Annotated in this window: 20 protein-coding genes; 6 read left to right on the top strand and 14 right to left on the bottom strand. The window is 62.9% G+C overall.

Annotated features, from left to right (window positions below; translation table 11 throughout):
• Positions 1 to 4: 4 nt before the first annotated feature.
• From pdeM to AC0L2B_RS32220, 5 genes are all read right to left on the bottom strand, one after another.
• Positions 5 to 721 carry a ligase-associated DNA damage response endonuclease PdeM gene (gene pdeM, locus AC0L2B_RS32240; RefSeq protein WP_473748205.1) on the bottom strand — a complete coding sequence of 239 codons (717 nt, stop codon included), beginning with the start codon at positions 719 to 721 and terminating at the stop codon, positions 5 to 7.
• Positions 718 to 3,240, bottom strand: coding sequence for a ligase-associated DNA damage response DEXH box helicase (locus AC0L2B_RS32235; RefSeq protein WP_473748204.1), 2,523 nt, complete (start codon positions 3,238 to 3,240; stop codon positions 718 to 720). The genes pdeM and AC0L2B_RS32235 overlap by 4 nt, the downstream gene beginning before the upstream one ends.
• A 359-nt stretch (positions 3,241 to 3,599) precedes the next feature.
• A complete protein-coding gene (locus tag AC0L2B_RS32230; protein ID WP_473748203.1) occupies positions 3,600 to 4,460 on the bottom strand; it encodes a C40 family peptidase in 861 nt (286 codons plus the stop codon).
• 32 nt (positions 4,461 to 4,492) lie between these two features.
• Entirely contained in the window at positions 4,493 to 4,843 is a 351-nt protein-coding gene (locus AC0L2B_RS32225) for a MarR family winged helix-turn-helix transcriptional regulator (protein ID WP_095493569.1), read from the bottom strand.
• A gap of 66 nt (positions 4,844 to 4,909) precedes the next feature.
• Entirely contained in the window at positions 4,910 to 6,274 is a 1,365-nt protein-coding gene (locus tag AC0L2B_RS32220) for a leucyl aminopeptidase family protein (RefSeq protein WP_473748202.1), read from the bottom strand.
• 122 nt (positions 6,275 to 6,396) lie between these two features.
• Here AC0L2B_RS32220 and AC0L2B_RS32215 point away from each other — a divergent pair, with 122 nt between their 5' ends.
• On the top strand, positions 6,397 to 7,218 hold the full coding sequence (locus AC0L2B_RS32215; RefSeq protein ID WP_473748282.1) for a tetratricopeptide repeat protein: 822 nt from the start codon (positions 6,397 to 6,399) through the stop codon (positions 7,216 to 7,218).
• A 249-nt stretch (positions 7,219 to 7,467) separates the two neighbouring features.
• Here the strand turns inward: AC0L2B_RS32215 and AC0L2B_RS32210 are convergent, their stop codons facing one another.
• The 9 genes from AC0L2B_RS32210 to AC0L2B_RS32170 all read right to left on the bottom strand — a co-directional run bounded on the left by AC0L2B_RS32210 (position 7,468) and on the right by AC0L2B_RS32170 (position 16,578).
• Entirely contained in the window at positions 7,468 to 8,484 is a 1,017-nt protein-coding gene (locus tag AC0L2B_RS32210) for a type II secretion system F family protein (protein WP_287055824.1), read from the bottom strand.
• Positions 8,485 to 8,496: 12 nt separating this feature from the next.
• Positions 8,497 to 9,510 carry a type II secretion system F family protein gene (locus AC0L2B_RS32205; protein ID WP_473748201.1) on the bottom strand — a complete coding sequence of 338 codons (1,014 nt, stop codon included), beginning with the start codon at positions 9,508 to 9,510 and terminating at the stop codon, positions 8,497 to 8,499.
• Positions 9,511 to 9,539: 29 nt separating this feature from the next.
• Complete coding sequence (locus AC0L2B_RS32200; protein WP_473510190.1) at positions 9,540 to 11,054, bottom strand: CpaF family protein; 1,515 nt, start codon at positions 11,052 to 11,054, stop codon at positions 9,540 to 9,542.
• Between the two features lie 29 nt (positions 11,055 to 11,083).
• Positions 11,084 to 12,367, bottom strand: a complete 1,284-nt coding sequence (locus AC0L2B_RS32195; protein WP_208602567.1) for a CpaE/TadZ family protein — start codon at positions 12,365 to 12,367, stop codon at positions 11,084 to 11,086.
• A gap of 49 nt (positions 12,368 to 12,416) precedes the next feature.
• A complete protein-coding gene (locus AC0L2B_RS32190; RefSeq protein ID WP_473748200.1) occupies positions 12,417 to 13,154 on the bottom strand; it encodes a CpaD family pilus assembly protein in 738 nt (245 codons plus the stop codon).
• 13 nt (positions 13,155 to 13,167) lie between these two features.
• On the bottom strand, positions 13,168 to 14,691 hold the full coding sequence (locus tag AC0L2B_RS32185; RefSeq protein WP_473748199.1) for a type II and III secretion system protein family protein: 1,524 nt from the start codon (positions 14,689 to 14,691) through the stop codon (positions 13,168 to 13,170).
• On the bottom strand, positions 14,688 to 15,500 hold the full coding sequence (gene cpaB / locus AC0L2B_RS32180) for a Flp pilus assembly protein CpaB (RefSeq protein ID WP_473748198.1): 813 nt from the start codon (positions 15,498 to 15,500) through the stop codon (positions 14,688 to 14,690). The genes AC0L2B_RS32185 and cpaB overlap by 4 nt, the downstream gene beginning before the upstream one ends.
• Positions 15,501 to 15,710: 210 nt before the next feature.
• Entirely contained in the window at positions 15,711 to 16,229 is a 519-nt protein-coding gene (locus AC0L2B_RS32175) for an A24 family peptidase (RefSeq protein ID WP_473748197.1), read from the bottom strand.
• 157 nt (positions 16,230 to 16,386) lie between these two features.
• On the bottom strand, positions 16,387 to 16,578 hold the full coding sequence (locus AC0L2B_RS32170) for a Flp family type IVb pilin (protein ID WP_473748196.1): 192 nt from the start codon (positions 16,576 to 16,578) through the stop codon (positions 16,387 to 16,389).
• 901 nt (positions 16,579 to 17,479) lie between these two features.
• Here AC0L2B_RS32170 and AC0L2B_RS32165 point away from each other — a divergent pair.
• From AC0L2B_RS32165 to mutM, 5 genes are all read left to right on the top strand, one after another.
• Positions 17,480 to 17,902: a pilus assembly protein N-terminal domain-containing protein gene (locus tag AC0L2B_RS32165; RefSeq protein WP_473584982.1), complete on the top strand. Its 423-nt coding sequence runs from the start codon at positions 17,480 to 17,482 to the stop codon at positions 17,900 to 17,902.
• 152 nt (positions 17,903 to 18,054) lie between these two features.
• Positions 18,055 to 18,612, top strand: coding sequence for a TadE/TadG family type IV pilus assembly protein (locus tag AC0L2B_RS32160; protein WP_023802142.1), 558 nt, complete (start codon positions 18,055 to 18,057; stop codon positions 18,610 to 18,612).
• A 35-nt stretch (positions 18,613 to 18,647) separates the two neighbouring features.
• Complete coding sequence (locus tag AC0L2B_RS32155; protein WP_473748281.1) at positions 18,648 to 19,268, top strand: TadE/TadG family type IV pilus assembly protein; 621 nt, start codon at positions 18,648 to 18,650, stop codon at positions 19,266 to 19,268.
• Between the two features lie 234 nt (positions 19,269 to 19,502).
• Complete coding sequence (locus AC0L2B_RS32150) at positions 19,503 to 20,735, top strand: phosphopentomutase (RefSeq protein WP_473748195.1); 1,233 nt, start codon at positions 19,503 to 19,505, stop codon at positions 20,733 to 20,735.
• Entirely contained in the window at positions 20,728 to 21,636 is a 909-nt protein-coding gene (gene mutM, locus AC0L2B_RS32145) for a bifunctional DNA-formamidopyrimidine glycosylase/DNA-(apurinic or apyrimidinic site) lyase (protein ID WP_473748194.1), read from the top strand. The genes AC0L2B_RS32150 and mutM overlap by 8 nt, the downstream gene beginning before the upstream one ends.
• Positions 21,637 to 21,690: the final 54 nt, after the last annotated feature.

Genomic DNA, 21,690 nt, shown 5'->3' with positions numbered 1-21,690 from the left:
CAGCTCAGCCCGGTCGCAGCATCGCGTGGGAAATCGCAAAAATGCGCTCGGTGCCGAGCATATAGGCCATCAGCGTCTCGCGGCGGAACAGCCCGGCATAGGCGCGGTCGAGCACATTGAGCGAGCCGGTATAGGCGCCGAAGGCCGGCATGATCATGCGGCCGCCGTCGCCGGCAAAGCAGCGCCGTCGCACCGAGCGGCCTTGCTGCACGATGCGGGCGCAAGGGTGCAGATGACCTGATACCTCGCCTTCCACTCTCACCGCCGAAGGCTCGTGCCGGAATACGAGAGAGCCTATGGCCAGCTCGCGCACCGTCTCGCCGGGCAGGTCGGCCGGCGCATCCGGGTCATGATTGCCGGCAACCCAGAACCAGTCGCGGCCGGCCATCAGCGTTTCCAGGCGTTCGCGAAAGCTTGCATGCATGCGCGCGGCGCCGCCGCCGTCATGAAAGCTGTCGCCGAGGCTGATGACGATCGCCGGCTGATAATCGGCAATCACCGCCTGCAACCGCAGCAACGTCGCACCGGTATCATAAGGCGGGATCAACGTACCGCGCCGTGCCAGCGACGAACCCTTTTCCAGATGCAGGTCGGACACGGTCAGAAGCCGAAGCTCGGGAAAATAAAGCACGCCGCGCCGATCGCAGATCGCACGCTCGCCGGCGATGCCGATAGGATCGGCATCCGCCAGGAGCGCAGTCATGGCGAGTGCGAATGTCATTTCGTCCCCATGGCCTCCTCGACCAGCGTTGCGGCATCCATCAGCAGCGTATCATCGGCCTCGCCATGCACCGGCATCTTGCCGATCTCGAGCATGATCGGCACGGCGAGCGGCGAAATCTGCTCGAGGTCTTTATGCACGATTCGTCCCTGGATACGCGAGAGCATCTCGGCAAGTCTGCTGACATCCAGCAGACCCGTAGCCGCGTCGGCACGCGTCGCCTGCAGCAGGATGTGGTCGGGCTCATGGCTGCGCAGAACGTCGTAGATGAGGTCGGTCGAGACGGTGACCTGACGGCCGCTCTTCTCCTGGCCCGGATGACGTTTTTCGATCAGTCCGGAGATGAGCGCGCAATTGCGAAAGGTGCGCTTCAAGAGCCAGCTGTCGGCCAGCCAGGCTTCGAGATCGTCGCCCAGCATGTCCTGGTCGAAAAGCGGGGCCAGCGACGGTTTCTTCGCCCGGAACATCCTGCCCATATCGGCCAGCGACCATACGGCAAGCGCATAGTCGGTGGCGACGAAGCCGAGCGGCCTGGCTCCCGCCCGGTCGAGGCGGCGGGTGAGCAGCATGCCAAGCGTCTGGTGCGCCAGCCTGCCCTCGAACGGGTAGGCCACCAGATAGTAGCGGTTGCCGCGCGGAAAGGTCTCGATCAGCAGGTCGTCGCGCTTCGGCAGCACCGATTTGTCGGCCTGGAAGCGCAGCCAGTCGGCGACCTGTTCCGGCAGCTTCTTCCAGCGCTGCGGGTCATCCAGCATGATGCGGACCTGTTCGGCGAGGTAAGTCGAAAGCGGGAATTTGCCGCCGCCATAATAGGGCACCTTGGCGTCACTGCCGGGCGCATTCGACACGAAGCACTCATTGTCGCGGATGCCCTCGAAGCGCAGCACCTTGCCGGCGAACATGAAGGTATCGCCATGCGTCAGCGTTTCGAGGAACGCCTCCTCGATCTTGCCGAGAACCCGACCGCCGCGCGAGGCAGAGCCTTTGCTGCCGGCCTTGACATAACGCACGTTGAGCGCCGGCACCTCGATGATGGTGCCGACATTCAGCCGGTACTGCTGGGCGATGCGAGGATTGGAGACGCGCCACAGCCCGTCCTTGTTCAGGCGGATGCGGGCGTAGCGCTCGTAGTTCTTCAGCGCATAGCCGCCGGTGGCGACGAAGTCGACGACACGATCGAACGTCGGCCGGTCGAGTTCGGCATAGGGCGCGGCGGTTCGCACCTCCTGGAACAGCGCATCGGCATGAAAAGGCGCGCCGCAGGCGCAACCCAGGACATGCTGCGCCAGCACATCGAGCCCGCCATTGACCAGCGGCGGCGTGTCCTGGGCGCCGAGGTAATTGGCGTCGAGCGCCGCCCGGCATTCCAGCACCTCGAAGCGGTTGGCCGGAATCAGGATCGCCTTCGACGGCTCATCCATGCGGTGGTTGGCGCGGCCGATGCGCTGCGCCAGCCGGCTCGCACCCTTCGGTGCGCCGACATGCACGACCAGGTCGACATCGCCCCAGTCGATGCCGAGGTCGAGCGTCGACGTGGCGACGATGGCACGCAAGGCATTCTCGCCCATGGCTTTTTCGACGCGCCGGCGCTGGGCGACATCAAGCGAGCCGTGATGCAGCGCGATCGGCAAAGTGTCCTCGTTGACCCGCCACAATTCTTGGAACAGCAGTTCGGCCTGGCTGCGCGTGTTGACGAACAGCAGGGTCGTCTTGTGTCGCTTGATCTCGCTATAGATCTCCGGTGTCGCGTAGCGGGCCGAATGTCCGGCCCACGGCACGTGCTGTTCCGAGTCGAGGATGGAGATGTCGGGCTTGGCGCCGCCGCTGACGACGATCAATTCGGCCATGCCGCCGGGTGGATTCTGGCTGACCAGCCAGCGCCGCAATTCGTCCGGCTCGGCGACCGTCGCCGACAGGCCGATCGTCGGCAAGCCGGGAACAAAGGATCGCAGCCGAGCCAGCCCGAGCGACAGGAGATGCCCGCGCTTCGACGTCACCAAGGAATGCAGTTCGTCGAGCACGACATAGCGCAGATCCTCGAAGAAGCGCCTGGCGTCGGGCGCAGCGATCAGCAGCGCCAGTTGCTCGGGCGTGGTCAGAAGGATGTCGGGCGGGGCCAGCTTCTGCCGCTGGCGCTTGTGCGCGGGCGTGTCGCCGGTGCGCGTCTCGATGGTGAGAGATAGGCCGATCTCTTCCACCGGTTTGCCGAGATTGCGCTCGATGTCGACGGCCAGCGCTTTCAGCGGCGAGATGTACAGCGTGTGGATGCCGCGACGCGCCTGCCCTGGCTTTCTCCCTGGCCGCCCGGCCAACTCGGTTAGTGAAGGCAGAAACCCGGCCAGCGTCTTGCCGGCGCCGGTCGGCGCGATCAGCAGAACCGATTGCCCGGCCTGGGCAGTCGCCAGCAATTCTATCTGGTGGGCGCGCGGCGACCAGCCTCTTTGCGCGAACCATTTGAGGAATGGCTCGGGCAAGCGCACGGCGGCATTCTGTTCGGCGAGGCGCGGTTGCTCTGTCACCCGCCAGAGGTAGCGCGGCGCCGTGCAATCGCCAAGCAAAATCGGAACAAAAGGTGATCGTTTTCTTTTCCTTCCCCCCTTGTGGGGGAAGGTGGATTGGCGCGTTAGCGCCAAGACGGATGAGGGGTGTTGGAAGGAATGAGGCGTTGGCGATCCCTGGAACACCCCTCATCCGGCCGCTTCGCGGCCACCTTCTCCCACAAGGGGAGAAGGAAGAACCGCGCCAGGTGGATTGCCGCGAAGCGGCAAGACGAATGGGGCGTGCTGGAAGAAATGAGGCGTTGGCGTTCCCTGGAACACCCCTCATCCGGCCGCTGCGCGGCCACCTTCTCCCACAAGGGGAGAAGGAGAGCGCTACATTACGGCCGCCTAAACGCTGTCGGACCGCCATAGAGATAGCCGATGCGGGCGACGGCTTGCCTGAACCCTTCACGCGAGACCAGCATGGTGTGGCCGTTGGCGTGGATCATCGTTTCCGGATCGGTCATGACAGCGACATGGCCTTTCCAGAACACCAGGTCGCCGCGCCGCAACCCGGCAAGATCCGGACCCGGGTCGAGCGGCTCGCCGATGGTCGCCGCCTGCATGTCGGAATCGCGCAGCACTTGCCTGCCGGTCATGTGCATCGCCAATTGCACGAGGCCGGAGCAATCGATGCCGAAGCCGGAGGCGCCGCCCCACAGATAGGGGGTGCCGAGAAAAGTCTCCGCGACCGCGACATAGTCGGCAGCCGGCTCTCCTAGAGGCCTGAGATGGCCTGAGATGACTGCCTCGCCGGACGGCAGCAACGCATAATGCGTGCCGCGCGTTTCTGCCGCGCCGGTCACCGTCAGCGCCGATCCCATCGACAGTTGCCCGCTCAGCGGAAGCCGCAAATCAGGTCCCGGATAGAGGAAGGTGCGCGGCACCGAGACGACATGGGTGGGCGCATGGTCCCGTCTGCCCAGCACGGTGTCGGCGACATAGCCGACATAGCCGTCGCGCTCCGACTGGATCCAGGCCCAGCCCTCGGCATCTTCGAAGACGAGGACGTCGTCACCGAACAGAAGCTGCGTGTTGACGCCGGCATCCGGCCGCGGCGCCTTGCGGATGTCGGCCACTGCGGCTGAAACCCGCGCTGGCCGCCCGGCGACGAAGCGATCGGCGGCGACCTCGCCTTTCAGCCTGATATCGGCGAGATCGGAACGGAAGGCGTGAAGGCGGGCATCCCTAGCGGTCAAATCGGCAACTCGATGTCAGAAGGGCGGTTCGGTCAGATGGGCAATTCCTGGGCTCTGGCGATGATAACATCGCCGAAGCGCTCGACAAAGAGAGCACCTTCCACGGTTCGCTTGACCAGCACGTTGCGCTTGTCGAGCTCATCGCGATGGCGCGAAACCAGCTTCATTGCGCCCATCGTGTCGAGCGCCCGGGTGATCACCGGCTTGGTGACGTTGAGCCGGGCGGCGAGGCCGCGCACCGTATGCGGCGGTGGATCGAGATAGATGGTGAACAGGATCGCCGTCTGGCGCATGGTGAGGTCCGGCGCATCATCGCGCACCTGCGACAGCATCACCTGCTGCCACAGTCGCAAGGCCTGGCTCGGGCGCATCGAAATCGACATCCGGCCACAATGACGGCAAATTGTTTCGGTTCCGTTTCAGTCACGAGAATGTCCTGCACCGCACCGTCAGGCGTAGCGTTTCGAGATCACCCTTTCCAGCGCGCGGATGCCTTGCGCCTCGCCGCCGGCGAGACCGTACGGACGATCGGACGGGTTCCAGGCGAAGATGTCGAAATGCGCCCAGGCGGCGGTCTTCTCGACGAAGCGCTTCAGGAAAAGCGCCGCGGTAATCGAGCCGGCGAAACTGTCTGACGTGACATTGTTGATGTCGGCGATCTTCGACGACAGCTTTGCGCCATAGGGTTTCCACAGCGGCATGCGCCACAGTGGATCCTCGACTGCGACGGACGCCGCAGCCAGGTCGGAGGCCAGCGCTTCATCGCCGGTGTAGAACGGTGGCAGATCGGGACCGAGCGCGACGCGAGCAGCCCCGGTCAAGGTCGCCATGTCGATCAGCAGTTGCGGCTCGTCGTCGTCCGCCAGAGCCAGGGCGTCCGCCAGCACCAGCCGTCCCTCGGCGTCGGTGTTGCCGATCTCGACGGTGATGCCCTTACGGCTCACCAACACGTCGCCGGGTCGGAAGGCGTTGCCGGCAATCGAATTTTCGACTGCCGGGATCAGCACACGCAGCCGGACCTTCAGCCCGGCGGCCATGATCATCGAGGCGAGGCCCAACACGTTGGCCGCGCCGCCCATGTCCTTTTTCATCAACAGCATGCCCGAGGACGGCTTGATGTCGAGGCCACCGGTGTCGAAGCAGACGCCCTTGCCGACCAGCGTCATCTTCGGGGCGCTCTCCGGTCCCCAGATCATGTCGATCAGCCGCGGTGCGCCTGTTGAAGCGCGGCCGACCGCATGGATCATCGGGAAATTGTTCTTGAGCAGGTCGTCGCCCCTGGTCACCGACACTTCGGCGTCGTACGTCCCGGCCAGCGTCCGAACTGCCTTCTCCAGCTCGTCAGGTCCCATGTCGCTGGTCGGCGTGTTGACCAGATCGCGCGTCAGGAAAACGCCCTCGGCGATGCGGCGAACATAAGCCCCTTCAGCGCCGGGCGGCAGCGAAAAACGCAGCGTCTTGCCAGGCTTTTTGCCGTAGCGGGTGAAGACATAGCCGCCGAGCGCCAATGCGATGGCCGCGATTTCCGGCTCGGCCAGTGTGGAGGCGAAATGCCAGTCGCCTGCGGGCAAGGCTCTCGCCAGCGCGCCGATGGCAAGCGCGCCTTCGCCGTCGCCCGTGCCGAACAGGGCGCCGGCAAGCGCGCCGTTTTCGTCGGGCAGGATCAGCGTCCGGCCGGCCTGACCGGAAAAGCCGTTGGCCCTGGCCCAGGCGCGCGAGGAGGAGGCAAGCCCTGCCGCATCCAGTCGATCCTTCGCCACCAGATACACCGGCAAAGTGGTCTTCAGTTTTCCCTCGATGAGTTCGACTGGCATTCGATGATCTCCGGCTTCCGAGTCGGCGCTTTTTAACGATCCGTTAGGGTTAACAGAATATTTCTGCGAGAGGGAAGATGGCCACGTAAAAGCCAATTTGACGAATGGAGGCCCTGGTGCAGATGCCGACCAACCGCATGACCAACGCCACGGCCAAGCGGCTGATCACCACGGCGTTCATAATAGCGCTCGCGGCCAGCGTTGCAGGCTGCGGGACCAGCAAGCTGACGACCGGCTCGATCGGACGCCCCAGCGGCAAACCCTTGGAAACCATGTCGGCCGGCGAGTTGCACAAGGCGACGATCGCGCTGGGTCAGTCCTACGCCAAGAACCCCAACGACAAGCGGATCGCGACGAATTACGCCGCGGCGCTGCAAATGGATGGCGACGCCGACCAGTCGCTCGCCGTGATGCGCAAACTGGCGATCGCGCTGCCGAAGGACCGCGACGTGCTCGCCGCCTATGGCAAGGCACTTGCCGCCAACGGGCAGTTCGAGCCGGCGCTCGATGCGGTGCGCCGCGCGCAGACACCGGAATATCCCGACTGGAAGCTGGTGTCGGCGGAAGCCGCTATTCTCGACCAGCTTGGCCGGAGAGACGAGGCGCGCCAGAATTACCGCAAGGCGCTTGACCTCAAGCCGAACGAAGCTTCGATCCTTTCCAATCTCGGCATGTCCTATGTGCTGGAAGGTGACCTGCGCACGGCTGAAACCTATATGCGCTCGGCCGCCCAGCAGCCGAATGCCGACAGCCGCGTCCGCCAGAACCTGGCGCTGGTCGTCGGCCTGCAGGGCCGCTTCGACGAGGCCGAGACGATCGCCTCGCAGGAGCTGTCGCCCGAACAGGCGCAGGCGAACGTGACTTACCTTCGCCAGATGCTCGCCCAGCAGAACGCCTGGAGCCAGCTCAAGGACCAGGACAAGACAAAGCCCGCCACCAACTGACGGGCTTCGGCGCGGTCTTGCCTTCTCCCCTTGTGGGAGAAGGTGGATTGGCGCGCAGCGCCAAGACGGTTGAGGGGTGTTGGCCGGAGCGCCGTCGGTGCCAAGCTGGAGCACCCCTCATCCGACCGCTTCGCGGCCACCTTCTCCCACAAGGGGAGAAGGGGGAGCCGATCGCTGATCGTCGAGATCGACGGCAGCCAGCATACGGGTGCGAAACGATCGGGTACGAGACGCCGAAGGCATTGTCGCCTACTGGCTGCTCGATGTCGGCTGGTCGCCGAAAATGCCGCGCTCGCTGACCTGGATGCCGGCGGGACCCAGAATGATGGCGAACAGCACCGGCAGGAAGAACAGGATCATCGGCACGGTGAGCTTCGGCGGCAAGGCCGCGGCCTTCTTCTCGGCGGCGTTCATGCGCATGTCGCGGCTTTCGCCGGCAAGCACGCGCAGTGCGTGCGCCACCGGCGTGCCGTAGCGCTCGGCCTGGACCAGCGCCTGCGACACCGACTTGACCGATTCCAGGCCGGTGCGGCTTGCAAGGTTCTCGTAGGCCTGCTTGCGTTCCTGCAAATAGGAAAGCTCGGCATTGGTCAGGATGAACTCTTCGGCAAGCGCCACCGACTGCGCGCCGATCTCGTCGGCGACCTTACGAAACGCCGCCTCCACCGACATGCCGGATTCGACGCAGATCAGCATCAGATCGAGCGCGTCCGGCCACGCCATCTGGATCGACTGCTTGCGCTTGGTGGCGCGGTTGTTGACATAGAGCACCGGCGCGTAAAAACCGGCATAGGCGACGACGATACAGACGAACAACTTGATGAGAGGCGGCTGCTCCGGCAACCCGCCGAGCACGAACAGATAGATCGCAGCCAGGGCAAAGCCGACAAAGGGCAGGATCAGACGGAAGAAAAGGAAACGCGTCAACGGATTCTGCCCGCGGAAGCCAGCCACCTTGAGTTTCTGCAAGGTGCCTTCATCGGCCAGGGCGCGCCTGAGGTCCAGCCGGTCGACAATATTGCGCATGCCGATCGACTGTTGCTCGCGCAGGCCCTTGCGGCGGCGATCGGCATCGAGGGCAAGCCGCGCACGCTGCTTGGCGCGCAGTTCGTCGCGCTCCAGCGCCACCGATTTCATGCGCGCCTTGAGCTGGTTTCCGCCAAAGGCAGGCAGCAGCGTGAACACGGTGGCAAACACCGCAATGCCGACCAGCAGGGCAATCAGAAATGCCGGATCGGTAAGGGTTTTGACGACGTTCTCGGTCATGCGCTCGAAATCCTAAACCTCGAAGTTCATCATCTTGCGCATCACCAGGATGCCGATCGACATCCAGACCGCGGAGCAGCCGAGGATCAGATTGCCGACGCTGGTGGTGAACAATGGCATGATGTAGTTCGGGCTTGTCAGGTAGACGAGACAGGCGACGACGAAAGGCAAGGCGCCGATGATCACCGCGGACGCCTTCGCTTCCATGGACAGCGCCTGGACCTTGGCCTTCATCTTCTTGCGGTCGCGAAGTACCCGCGAAAGATTGCCCAGAGCCTCGGAAAGATTGCCGCCGGCCTGGGACTGGATCTGGATGACGATGCCGAAGAAGCTCGCCTCGGTGCACGGCATCGTCTCGGCCATTCGAATGCTGGCGTCGGGGATCGACAGGCCCATCTGCTGCGAATCGATGATGCGGCGGAACTCGGTCTTGACCGGTTCGGGCGATTCATTGGCGATCAGGCGGACGGCGTCGTTCAGCGGCAGGCCGGATTTGACCGCACGCACGATGATGTCGAGCGCGTTCGGAAATTCGTTGAGGAACGCCTTGACCCGGCGGGCGCGGCTAAACGAAACGAACCAGCGTGGCAGGCCGAGGCCACCGACCAGCAGCGCACCCGGCAAGACATACAAAGGCGCACCGGCGAAATAGGCAAGAAACGTCAGGACGACGCCGCAAACCGCCGAGTAGAGATAGAAGCGCTCGAGCGAGACCTTCATGCCTGCCTGACGGATCTGGGCCTTCAGGGGCGGCTTTTTGGCGAGGCTCTGGCTGGTTTTGTGCTTCTGTTCGAGGTCCTTCAGTGAATCCTGAACCGATTTGCGCCGCTTGGCCGCTTCCGCCACGCGATCGCGCGAAGCCTTGACGACGGCACCATCCGTCTCGGCGGTCTTGATCGTTTCAAGCCGCCTGCCGACCTGCTTTTCGGTGCTGATCCGGTTGAACAGAAAAGCATAGGCGACCGCGCCGGCGCTGAAGCCGGCGAGCACGATGAATGCCAACACGGTGCCGTCAATTCCAAACATCGGCCCTGGCCCCTACGCCTCCAAATGCATCAGTCAGCGCGTTTCTCCATCGCCTCGAGCGCATTGGCGAGGCGCTGTTCCTCGCCATAGTAGCGGGCGCGCTCCCAGAAATGCGGACGACCGATGCCTGTCGAAACGTGCTCGCCCAGCAGCCTGCCGTTCGCGTCCTCGCCTTTGATGTTGTAGAGAACGATGTCCTGCGTGATGATGACGTCGCCCTCCATTCCGATCACCTCGGTGATGTGGGTGATGCGCCGCGATCCGTCGCGCAGGCGTGCGGCCTGGATGATCACGTCGACGGAACCGACCACGATTTCACGCACGGTTTTCTGCGGCAGCGTGTAACCGCCCATCGCGATCATCGATTCGATGCGGTTCAGGCATTCGCGCGGGCTGTTCGAGTGAATCGTGCCCATCGAGCCGTCATGGCCGGTGTTCATCGCCTGCAGAAGATCGAACACTTCAGGTCCGCGCACTTCGCCGACGATGATGCGCTCGGGCCGCATGCGCAGGCAGTTCTTGACCAGATCACGCATGGTCACCTCGCCCTCGCCCTCGAGGTTGGGCGGGCGGGTTTCCAGACGCACGACATGCGGCTGCTGCAGTTGCAGCTCGGCCGAGTCCTCGCAGGTGATGACGCGCTCATCGCGGTCGATATAGTTGGTCAGGCAATTGAGCAGCGTCGTCTTGCCCGAACCGGTACCGCCTGAAATGACGATGTTGCAGCGGACGCGGCCAATGATCTTGAGAATCTCGGCGCCGGGCGGCGAAATGGCGCCGAACTTGACCAACTGGTCGAGTGTCAGCTTGTCCTTCTTGAACTTGCGGATGGTGAGAGCGGCGCCGTCGATGGCGAGGGGCGGCGCGATGACGTTGACGCGGGAGCCGTCGGGAAGGCGCGCGTCGCAGATCGGGCTCGATTCATCGACGCGGCGGCCAACCTGGCTGACGATGCGCTGACAGATGTTGAGGAGCTGCTGGTTATCGCGAAAACGGATGCCGGTCTGCTCGACCTTGCCGTTGACCTCGATATAGACGTCCTTGGAGCCGTTGACCATGATGTCGGCAATGTCGTCGCGAGCGAGCAACGGCTCCAGTGGCCCGTAACCGAGCACGTCATTGCAGATGTCCTCGAGCAGTTCTTCCTGCTCGGCGATCGACATCGCGAAATTCTTGATCGCGATGATGTCGTTGACTATGTCGCGGATTTCCTCGCGCGCGCTTTCGGGATCGAGCTTGGCGAGCTGCGACAGGTCGATGGTGTCGATGAGCGCGGCAAAGACCTGGCTCTTGGTGTCGTAGTAGGTTTCGCTCTTTTGGCGCTGGAGCTTTTTCGGCTCCGGCGCCAATGGCGGCGCCTCGACAGCACGGCGTGCGGGCGGCGCGGCAGACACGCCAGGCGTGCCGGATGACGGCGGCGGTGCGGGTTTGGCGAGAACCGCCGTTTCCGCAGGTTTTGCCGCCGGCGCGGCAGGCGCAGGTGCCGGCTGACGGAATTCCGGGGTGAACCGGCTGCCGTCGTCGCTGCCTCTTTTACCAAACATGATCGATTACCAATTCCGCTCCGGAAGCATCACTTCTTGCCGCGCGAGAGCTTGCCAAGGAGATTGCCGAGGCCCGCTTTCTTTCTTGCCTTGATTTCGCTGCGCCCGGTCAGCACATGCGCAATCTCGTTGATAATGCCGACAACCGGGTTCCTGGCATCCATTTCGCCGAGCATGCGCCCGTTGTTGGCGGCGTTTCCGAACAGCAGCGGCTCGAAAGCAATGACCGACATCGGCGACAGGCCGAGCGAATCGGCGAAGTCGGACGACGAAATCTCCGGGCGCTTCGGCACTCCGGCCTGGTTGATGATCAGCTTCGGCGGCGGATCGTTCGGGCGAAGCCGCTTGAACATGTCGGCCAGATTCTTGGTGTTGCGCAGATTGGCCAGCTCCGGCGTCGCCGTGATCACGATCTCGTCGGCTTTGACCAGTATGTTCTTCGTCCAGCCCGTCCAGACGTGCGGAACATCGAGCACCAGCAGCGGCACGCTGCGCTGCGCCGTGTCGATAAGCTGGGTGAAAGCCTCCGGGTCGAAATCGTAGACCCGATCGAGCGTTGAAGGCGCTGCAAGCAGCGACAGGTGCTCGGCGCACTGGGCAAGCAGCCGATCGAGATAGACCTCGTCGAGGCGCTCCGGTGAGAAAACGGCTTCGGCAATGCCTTGCGCCGGATCCTGATCGAAATTGATGTTGGCGGTTCCGAAAGCCAGGTCGAGGTCGGCGACAACCACTTCCGACTTGAACAGCGACGACATCGCCCAGGCCACATTATGGGCAATGGTCGAGGAGCCGACGCCACCCTTGGCGCCGATGAAGGCGATCGAGCGGCCGATCGGCTCGGCTTCCGGATCAACGAAAATCGTCGAAATCACGCTGACGATATCGGCCATCGATACCGGCGCGATGACATATTCGGAAATGCCGGAGCGGATGAGCTCGCGATAGAGCCCGACATCGTTGTAGTGGCCGATGACCACGACCTTCGAGGTCGGATCGCAGTATTCGGAGAGCTGCGTCAGCTGCTCGAGCAATTGCTTCGGCTCGCTGCGCGATTCCAGCAGGATCAGGTTCGGCGTCGGCGCCGATTGGTAGAACTCGATGGCGGTGGCGATGCCGCCCATATGGACCTTCAGATGGGCCTTGGCCATGCGGCGATCCTCGCCGGCGCGCTCGATCGGATTGGCAACGCCCTCGGTCTCGCAAAATGCCTGGATCGAGATGCGCGGAATCGGCCGCAGCGCCTGCATGGCGGCGACATCCTGCTGCGAGCTTTCGCCGCCGTCTAACCCCGTGTCGTAGGCAAGATTGCTCATTGTCATTTCTTTCCGTGACTTGTCTTCCCGTGACTGGCGCGGCTCAAGCTCAATACTCGACTTCCGAATTGCCGAGGAACTCGTCCGAAATGCCTCGCTCGCGGTAGACGTCGATCACCCCGCTGCGATTTTCTGCGTCGATAACGGATTGCTTGCGGGGCCCGAGCAGATCGGTAGGGTTTGCGATCTGGGCGGCAAGATTGTTCTGATACGAGCAGCCGAAATCGGCATAGTGCTTGTTTTCCGAGGTCTGCAGCAGGTCTTCGGGCCAGCGTCCGCATCTGCCGGTCTGCGCCTTCACCGTGACATAGGCGACGCGGATCGGCGCGGACGCTTCGGGCGAAGCCGACTGGTAGGTGGTGATGACGATCCGGCTGCGGCTGATGCCGCTGGCAATCGCAAGCCTGGCGAAATCGCGACCGGCCGCGGTCGCGGCGATCTCGTTCGCCGAACCGCTCGGGATCGAGATCGTCAAGGTCGGAGCGGCGCTCTTGTCATAGCCATCCAGGAAGCCGAGAAGCGTGTCGCGCTGCGACCCGGTCATGCCGCGATCGCCGGCGCCGACCGGAAGGTCGATCTTCTGGTTTTTCTCGGCAATGACGATCGGATGGTTGGTGCGATAGTCGTCCGGAACAGCGCCGACCGTGATGCTGTCCCGGTTGGCGCAGCCCGCCAGCAATGCGGCGACCGCAACCGCCAGGAGCGGAACGACCGGCTGGCTGATCCGCGACCGGCCGGACCGCATCGCTGCGATGATTGTCCTTGGCTTCAATGGCGACCGAGACATGTCCGCTTCCCCCTTACTTGTAGATGAAGCCGACGACGCCGTGGTAACGGCCGTTGGGCTTGTCGGTCTGCATGGTGCCGTAGACGCGATTGACACGGCCAAGGAACATGCCGGCGCCATCGCTGGCGGCGTTGAAATTGTCGTCCGGCTTGGCAAGGGCGTTGCGCGTCACCGGCTTCACCAGATAGGGCGTAATGATGATGACCAGCTCGGTCTCGTTGCGGACGAAATCCCGGCTGCGGAACAGCGTGCCGAGCACCGGAATCTTGGTCAGCCCAGGCAGGCCGTTGACGGCTTGCCTGATGTCATCCCGTACCAGGCCGGCGATCATCATCGAGCCGCCGGAAGGCAGCTCCACCGTCGTGTCGGCCAAGCGTTTACGGAGCGACAGGACGTTCGTGCCGGGGCTTGTTACACCCTCGGATAAGGATACCGATGCCTCGGTCGTCGGCTCGGAAACCGACGTCCTGACCTTCAGGCTGATGCGGCCGGGAGACAGCACCACCGGCTGGAATTCCAGGCCAATGCCGTATTCGAGCTTCTCGATGTCATACGTCTTCACACCGGTCTGGTTATCGTCGGACACAGCTTGGGAAACGCCGGTCACCATATTGTACTCGCCGCCGACCTTGAAGGTCGCCTTCTCGCCGGATACAGCCGTCAACGTCGGCTCGGCCAGGGTTTTCATGACGCCTGACTGCTCCATGGCGTTGATATAGGCGTCCAGCGTCGAGGTGCCGATAGCCAGGCCAGAGTTCGACAGCGACTTGCCCAGGCCGGTGAAATTGTCGCTCAACGCGCTCCAACTGATGCCATTGCTGCTGCCGCTGCCGATCAGGTTGACGCCGAGCTGCTTCATCACCGAGCGGCTGACTTCGGCCACCGTCACTTTCAGCGTCACCTGGTCGTCGCCGATGATCTGCAGCAGGTTGACGATCTGGCTGACGCGACGCTCGGAATCCGGATTGTCGATGTCGACACCGGCTTCGGCCGAGCCGCCGGAGGCGGTCTGCGAATACTGTCCCGTGGTCGCTTCACCGCCGGACACGAAGATGGTGGCCAGCTGTTCCGCGCGCTTGGCATCCAGCGGAGTGTCCACGGTTCCGGTCAGGACGACGTTGTCGTTCAGCAATTCGACCGTGATGCTCGATGACGGTATGAAGCGCCTGATATAGTCTTCCAGTCCGGCGACGTCGCGTTCGACCGCCAGGTCGAGGCTGACGATCTGTTCGCCATTAGGGCCGAAGACGAAGATGTTGGTGTCGCCGACCGCCTTTCCGAAGAGATAGATGCGCCTGGCGGTGCGGGTCACCGCATCGGCGACCGCCGGGTTGGCGACGAGAATATCGTAGGCATCGCTCGGCAGGTCGATGACCACCGATTTGTTGAGACCGAGCTTGACGCGCTGGGTGGCGGTCGAAGCCGACACCTCGGCGCCTGCCGCATTCGCCTCGATGAGGCCATGTGCATTCGTTCCAAGCAGGAACAGGCCGAGAGCCGCAGCCAGTGTGACCGGCAGTCCAGCGTTTAGCCTCATTGCCTTGCTCCCACTTCGGAAACTTCGCCCGACTTGATCAGGCGCACTGTTCCGCGCCGCCCATTGCCGGAAACGAGATAGTCGGCCTCGCCCAGATTCTTCTCCTGGGTGTCGGTGATCGACCGCAGCGCCAATGTCAGGCGATCCGCCATCTGCTGGGCGACGGTGATGATTTCCGCCTGCTGCGGTGTCAGTTCCAGCGTCGCGGTCTGGCCGACCCTGGTCCGCTTGCCTTCCTCGTCCTCCTGGATGGTCTGGTCGATCGCCAGGACGCGAATGTTCTTGAGGATGGTCTCGGTGGTAAAGCCGCTGCCGCCGGCTGCCGGATCGGCCCTGCGGGTCATGATGACGTCGACGAAATCGTTGGGAAGAATGAAGCCGCCGGCCGACGTGTCGGCCGATACGGCTGTGGCGACGGCCCGCATGCCGGAGGGCAGGATCGACGACATGAAGCTCTGTCCCTCGCCGATCAGCTTGGAGCGCCGCAACGGCTCACCGGCATACATCGCCACACGGGCGACGCCGCCTTTCAGCTTCTCCAACGCATCGGGCTCCGCGGCGCGGGTGATGAAATTCGCGTTGATGCCGTCGGCCGGCCAGGACTGCCAACTGATGTTGTTCTCCAGCGGACTGCCCATCGGAACGTCGCCGGACAGGACAAGCACGTCCTGCAGCGCGATTGCCGGCGCCTCGGGGCCGGAATCGACGATTTGAGGCGGCGGCGTCGCCACCATGTTTTTTGCGACATATCCTGCGCCACCCGCCGCGGCGACCGCCACGCCCAGAATGATCAGTCGGGATGCTGGCATCTGTCCGAACCTCGTCCTTGGCAAACAAACTAGCCAAGCCGGACCATGCAGCGGCAATCGTCAAAACAAGGTTAATTTAATACTTACGATCGTGATTAATTTAAGGTTTACATAAATTTGAGGCATCGGTCCGGACCGCAAAAAAGGCGGCCAAAGCCGCCTGTTTAAACGCCAAATCGAATGTGAAAGGCAGGCCTGACGCGGGAAGAATCAGGCCGCCAGGCTTGCGAGCGCCCATGCCATCAACGGGGAAGCCGGAAAGGTGAGTAGGCCGCCAATGCCAAGCGCAATGCCATAGGGAACGCCTGATGTCTCGTCGGCGAAATGGCGGAAAAACGGATTGTGGCTTGTGACGGCGGCAAGCGGCGATTTCCGATAGACGAGGATGGCGAGCGTCAGCAGGCCGCCGATGACTGTCGAGACCAGGAGGTATTCGACGAGGTGGATGTTCAGCCCCATCCAGACGGCGCTGGCGGCCAGCAGCTTGGCGTCGCCGCCGCCCATGCCGCCGAGCGCGAACAGCCCGAAGGTCACGGCGAGGACCAGGCCGCCGGCGGCAAAATGCCAGCCATAGCTTGCCCAGTCCATGCCGGTCAGCGGCGCGACCAGGGCGAAGACGGCGACAAGCAGCACCGGCACGCGATTGGCGATCGTCATCGACAGCATGTCGGAGATCGCGGCGAAAAGCATGCAGAACGGAAAGACAACGAAGATCAGGGCTTCAAGCATGGGCGCGGCGCCTGTGGTCAAACTGTGCCTGGCCCCAGCCTAGGCATGTCCGATTAACGATTGGTGAGGCCAAAATTTCAAATGGTCCGATACGATTAGATAAGGGCCGCCAGTGCGGCGGCCCTTATCTGGAAACAGCTGAGCGCCGCTAGCTGCCTTAGGGGGTGGTGGGGGCGACGGGGGCGTTGGTCACCGCGGTTCCGATATTCTTGAACTTGGTGTCCAGCGCGGTACCGAGCTGGCCGGCGCCGACCATGATGGCGAGCGCGATGAGAGCGGCGATCAGACCGTATTCAATGGCGGTCGCGCCGGATTCGCCCTTCACAAAACGTGCAATGAGATTAGACATTCGAGAGCTCCTACTCCAGGTGTTACAGCAATTCCGTCAACTTCTCTGTTGGCTGATCGGATACTGCCAATCTATCGAGAAGCTCTTTCGATCGACTTAATAAACAGCCTTACCGATTCCTTTCCGGCTTCGATGACATTGCGTGGTTAACCGCAGACTAAGTCACGCCCATGGATTCGACAGGAACGGCAGGCTGCGAAAGGCGCAACTTGGCGACGGTGCAGAACCGTGATGGCGGAGCGAGGCGCCCCCCTCTGTCCTGCCCCTCTTTGCCAACAACTTGGCATCTCCCCCACTTGGGGGGAGATTGGCCGTGATTGCGGCTTTCGCTAATGTCCAACGTTGATAAATAGGCGCTGTCAGCGAAGCTGCCGATCTCCCCCCTCGTGGGGGATGTCCGGCAGGACAGAGGGGGCGCGAAGGATCACGGCATTTATCCTGGGCCGTTGCATTCCTCGGCTGATGTAACGGCATGGATCCCAGGGTCTCCGCGACGTCGCTTCGCTCCTGCTCCGCCCTGGGATGACGAAGCGAGGGGTGTTTCGGCTAATCCTGGAGGTTTGCGATTGCCACTGAGATTCGCCGCTGAAAGTGCTGTGGACCTTCGCTGCCGGCCGGTCGGGCAGCCAAATCTCCAACGCTGGCGATTGGCATAAACCACCACGACTTCGTCATCCTAGGGCGAAGCAAGGAGCGAAGCGACGCGGCGCAGACCCTGGGATGACGAAGGCATGGTGGCCTGTGCAGAGGAACTAGGAGAGGGCGGGCCGCTCCTGGCGATCCCAGCTCCCAGGCGATCAAACTGCCGAGCCTACATCTTCACAGCTCCCCTCCGCTTAACCCTTGCTTCACCAATCTCGTTCATGTTCCGTTGAGCAAATTGCCGCCGTGGAGCGCTTCAATGACCGGGCCGAGATCGTCCTTTCCGTTTGCCGCGCTGCTTGCCGCCACGGCTCTTATCGTGCCGGCCAAGGCCGGCGCCGGCATCGAGGTCACCATGAACCAGGCGAAGATCGTCAAATTGTCGCGCGTTGCCGATACGATCGTCGTCGGCAATCCGGCGATCGCCGACGCCTCGGTGCAGGATGCTTCGACGATCGTGCTGACGGGCAAGGGCTTCGGCGTCACCAATCTCGTCGTCCTCGATCAGGAGGGCCGTCCGATCGTCGACGAGCAGATCACCGTCGTGCGACAGGACGCGTCCTCGGTGCGCATCTATCGACGCGCCGAAATACAGACCATGTCGTGCACGCCGTATTGCGAAAGCTCATATAAAAGCGAGGCGGAGAAGACCTCGGAAGCCGAGATGAGCGCCGGCCAGTAAGCGACCCGACCGTTTCGTCTCGCTGAAAAAGCCGCTTCGGTTATCGGCCTGTTAAAACCTCCCCTTCGAATTTAACGATCATCAAAACCGCACTTCAATGGGTTTGCGCTAATGTTGCCCGACACCCCCTAAGGGATCGGCAGGCACGGGACATGAGCAAAGCAGGACGATCAAGCCTTTCAGCGCGCTTCCTTGGCGACCGGCGCGGCAGCACCGCTCTGGAGTTCGCGATGCTTGCGGTGCCATTTGCGCTCCTCGTCTTTGCCATACTGGAGAGCTGCATTTCATTTGCCGGGCAAGAGGTGATGGCCAATATCACCGACGATGTCGCGCGCCAGCTGCGGACTGGCCAGATAAGGCAGGCCAACGTGACCGAGGCGACGCTGAAGTCCATGATCTGCAGCCGGCTGGAGATCATGGTCGCCAAGGACTGCCCGGGATTGGAAGTGGATCTGCGCGCGTATCCGAGCTTCGCCGCTGCGGCCCAGGCGGGCTTCAATATCCAAGACGGCGAAATCGCGTTGACCGGTACGACCCCCTCGACTTTTACGGTATCCCCGGGCTTGGCTGAATCGATAAACATGCTGCGGGTTTTTTACAAATGGCCCGTCATGACCGATTTCATGGCCAAGTCGATGGCCAATCTGAAAGACGGCAACACGCTGCATTTCGCATCGATGACCTGGAAGAACGAGCCGTTCGACGACTGAAAATGCAAACCGCTGCGTGGGAAAAGGACGATAGCATGGGGCGTGCGGGGGCACATATGAGGACCGCTGGGATATGCGCGAAAGCCATACGGTTCTGCCGTGATCGCCGCGGTGTCGCGGCGGTTGAGTTTGCCTTCATCGTGCCCGTCCTGCTGATGATGTACTTCTTGACCATGGAAGCCTCGCAAGCCATCGAGACCAACAAGAAGGTCAGTCGCATCGGCAGCATGGTGGCGGATCTCGTCACCCAGCAGCAGACCGTCACGCCGGCCGAACTCGATGCGATCATGCAGATCGGCAACTCCACCCTTCAGCCGTACAACCGATCGACCCCGGAAATCACCATCACCGCAATAGAGGTCACGAACGAGCCGACGCCGCGGGTGCTGGTCGCTTGGTCACGCAAGATGGTCGGCGATGCCTTCAGCGCCGGCGCCGCCAAAAACTCCGTCACCACGGTTGCACCGCAGCTCGAGGTCAAGGGCACGTTTCTCGTTCGCGTCGAAAGCAATCTGGGATACGAGCCGATCATCACCTGGTCGGCGGATAGTGAAAAGCGGCTTGGCTTCAGTTCGGCTTTCAACTCGATATCGATGGGCGAAACTTATTATCTCAGGCCCCGCAGGAGCCCGACGATTACCTGCGACACCTGCTGAACGACGGCGCCCGATCGCCATTGCTATCGGCCTGACACAAGGCGCACGATAGCCGCGGATGCCTTGCATGTCGCATGTGAGTTCCCTCTCGTTTTCGTCGATCCACGCCGATGCCGGTGACAATTCTACCATCGCGCCCGGATGTGCACACAGCCGTCTGGTTCCGAATTGCCAATGCCCGCGCGGCCGCCTATGTCTGGGCGGACAGACAAACGATAATAATGAACCCCTGCAATGGCGCGCGCCTTCCTTTTTGTTCTCGATTCCTTCGGCATCGGCGGCGCGGCCGACGCCGACCGCTATGGCGACACCGGTTCCAACACGTTCAGACATATCGCTGAAGCCTGCGCGGAAGGCCGGGCGGATCGCGAGGGGCTGCGCAAAGGCCCGCTTTTCGTACCCAACATGCTCTCGCTCGGCCTGGGGCGCGCGGCGAAAACCGCGACAGGATTCTGCTTCGACAGCGGCGGCCTGCTTGCCTCAGCCTTCCACGGCGCGGCGCAGGAGATTTCCAGCGGCAAGGACACGCCGTCAGGCCATTGGGAAATCGCCGCCTTGCCGGTCCGCTTCGACTGGGGCTATTTCCCGGACACAGTTCCCGCCTTTCCAGCCGACCTGACCGAAGCGATCATTCGCGAAGGAAAGGTGCCGGGCATTCTCGGCAATTGCCATGCTCCGGGCACGGAGATCATCGAGCGGTACGGCGAGGAGCATGTCCGCACCAGCAAGCCGATCTGCTACACTTCGGTCGACTCCGTCCTGCAGATCGCCGCGCATGAAGTTCACTTCGGCCTGGAGCGGCTCTACGAATTCTGCAAGGTGGTGCGCAGGCTGGTCGATCCCCTGAACATCGGACGGGTGATCGCGCGGCCTTTCATTGGCGAAACCGCCGCCAGCTTCGAACGGACGCACAACCGCCGGGACTATTCGGTGCCGCCGCCCGAACCGACCCTGCTCGACCGGCTGACGGCGCGCGGCAGCCGGGTCATCGCGGTCGGCAAGATCGGCGACATCTTCGCCCATCGCGGCATTTCGGAAGTGCGCAAGGCCGCCGGCAACATGGCGATGTTCGACAAAGCGCTCGGCGCGATGGACGACGCGGGCGACGGCGATCTCGTCTTCGCCAATTTCGTCGATTTCGACACCGAGTTCGGCCATCGGCGCGACGTTGCCGGCTATGCCGCCGCGCTCGAGGCCTTCGACCGGCGGCTGCCGGAGGCGCTTGCACGGCTGAGGGAAGGCGACCTTCTCATCCTCACGGCCGACCATGGCAACGATCCGACCTGGCACGGCACCGATCATACGCGCGAACGCATTCCGGTGATCGGCACCGGACCGGGCTTTGGCGGCGACATCGGGTTGAGAACGACGTTCGCCGACATCGGTGAAACCGTCGCCGAGCATCTTTGGTTGGCTCGCGGCCGTCACGGCACCTCCTTCTACACAGCGATAGGCGGCCATGCCTGAGTTGCCTGAGGTCGAAACGGTGCGGCGGGGCCTGCAGCCGGTTCTGGAAGGCGCCCGCATCGCCCGCGTCGAGGCGCGCCGGCCCGACCTGCGCTTTCCGTTTCCCGAAAAATTCCTGGAGAGGCTGACCGGCAAGACGATTACGGCGCTCGGCCGCCGGGCCAAATACCTGACGATGCACCTGGAAGGCGGTCCGGTGCTGATCTGCCATCTCGGCATGTCAGGCTCGTTCCGCATCGAAACGTCTGATGGCAGCGAAATGCCCGACAGCAGCGAAATGCTGGGCGCGTTCTATCATGAGCGCCCGAAAAGCGCGGTACACGACCATGTCGTCTTCCATGTCGTCTCTCCCCAAGGCGCCCGGTCCCGGGTGACCTTCAACGATCCGCGCCGTTTCGGCTTCATGCTGTTTTCCGAAGGAGCGCCTGACACGCATCCGATGCTGGCGGGGCTTGGCGTCGAGCCGACAGGCAATGCGTTGGACGGCGAGCTGCTCGCCTCGCTGCTGAAAGGCCGGAAGTCGCCGCTAAAGGCAGCACTTCTCGATCAGCGGCTGATCGCCGGGCTCGGCAATATCTATGTGTCGGAGGCGTTGTGGCGCGCCGGCCTGTCGCCGTTGCGCGAGGCAGGCACCATCGCAAAGCCTGGAAAGAAGGCCAAACAGCAGCGCGACGCCCTGGCCGAAGCAATCCGCGCGGTGATCGCCGATGCGATCGCCGCCGGCGGATCGTCGCTGCGCGACTATGTGCAGACCGACGGGTCCCTAGGCTATTTCCAGCATTCGTTCGCGGTCTATGATCGCGAGGGCGAGCCCTGCTCCAAGCACGGCTGCAGCGGCCATATAGAGCGCATCGTGCAAAGCGGGCGTTCCACCTTCTATTGCCGGAGCTGTCAGTTGTGACTTAGGTGGGGGTGTACGCCAGGTGCCAGGGTGAACGATGCCTGATGCAAGGAG

This window comes from Mesorhizobium sp. WSM4815, assembly GCF_055811575.1.
This window is presented reverse-complemented; position numbering and strand designations above follow the sequence as displayed.

Coding starts and splice junctions, on each gene's coding strand:
- pdeM (WP_473748205.1), bottom strand. CDS start 721: ATGACATTCGCACTCGCCATGACTGCGCTCCTGGCGGATGCCGATCCT.
- AC0L2B_RS32225 (WP_095493569.1), bottom strand. CDS start 4,843: ATGTCGATTTCGATGCGCCCGAGCCAGGCCTTGCGACTGTGGCAGCAG.
- AC0L2B_RS32220 (WP_473748202.1), bottom strand. CDS start 6,274: ATGCCAGTCGAACTCATCGAGGGAAAACTGAAGACCACTTTGCCGGTG.
- AC0L2B_RS32215 (WP_473748282.1), top strand. CDS start 6,397: ATGCCGACCAACCGCATGACCAACGCCACGGCCAAGCGGCTGATCACC.
- AC0L2B_RS32210 (WP_287055824.1), bottom strand. CDS start 8,484: ATGACCGAGAACGTCGTCAAAACCCTTACCGATCCGGCATTTCTGATT.
- AC0L2B_RS32205 (WP_473748201.1), bottom strand. CDS start 9,510: ATGTTTGGAATTGACGGCACCGTGTTGGCATTCATCGTGCTCGCCGGC.
- AC0L2B_RS32200 (WP_473510190.1), bottom strand. CDS start 11,054: ATGTTTGGTAAAAGAGGCAGCGACGACGGCAGCCGGTTCACCCCGGAA.
- AC0L2B_RS32195 (WP_208602567.1), bottom strand. CDS start 12,367: ATGAGCAATCTTGCCTACGACACGGGGTTAGACGGCGGCGAAAGCTCG.
- AC0L2B_RS32190 (WP_473748200.1), bottom strand. CDS start 13,154: ATGTCTCGGTCGCCATTGAAGCCAAGGACAATCATCGCAGCGATGCGG.
- AC0L2B_RS32185 (WP_473748199.1), bottom strand. CDS start 14,691: ATGAGGCTAAACGCTGGACTGCCGGTCACACTGGCTGCGGCTCTCGGC.
- cpaB (WP_473748198.1), bottom strand. CDS start 15,500: ATGCCAGCATCCCGACTGATCATTCTGGGCGTGGCGGTCGCCGCGGCG.
- AC0L2B_RS32175 (WP_473748197.1), bottom strand. CDS start 16,229: ATGCTTGAAGCCCTGATCTTCGTTGTCTTTCCGTTCTGCATGCTTTTC.
- AC0L2B_RS32170 (WP_473748196.1), bottom strand. CDS start 16,578: ATGTCTAATCTCATTGCACGTTTTGTGAAGGGCGAATCCGGCGCGACC.
- AC0L2B_RS32165 (WP_473584982.1), top strand. CDS start 17,480: ATGACCGGGCCGAGATCGTCCTTTCCGTTTGCCGCGCTGCTTGCCGCC.
- AC0L2B_RS32160 (WP_023802142.1), top strand. CDS start 18,055: ATGAGCAAAGCAGGACGATCAAGCCTTTCAGCGCGCTTCCTTGGCGAC.
- AC0L2B_RS32155 (WP_473748281.1), top strand. CDS start 18,648: ATGGGGCGTGCGGGGGCACATATGAGGACCGCTGGGATATGCGCGAAA.
- AC0L2B_RS32150 (WP_473748195.1), top strand. CDS start 19,503: ATGGCGCGCGCCTTCCTTTTTGTTCTCGATTCCTTCGGCATCGGCGGC.
- mutM (WP_473748194.1), top strand. CDS start 20,728: ATGCCTGAGTTGCCTGAGGTCGAAACGGTGCGGCGGGGCCTGCAGCCG.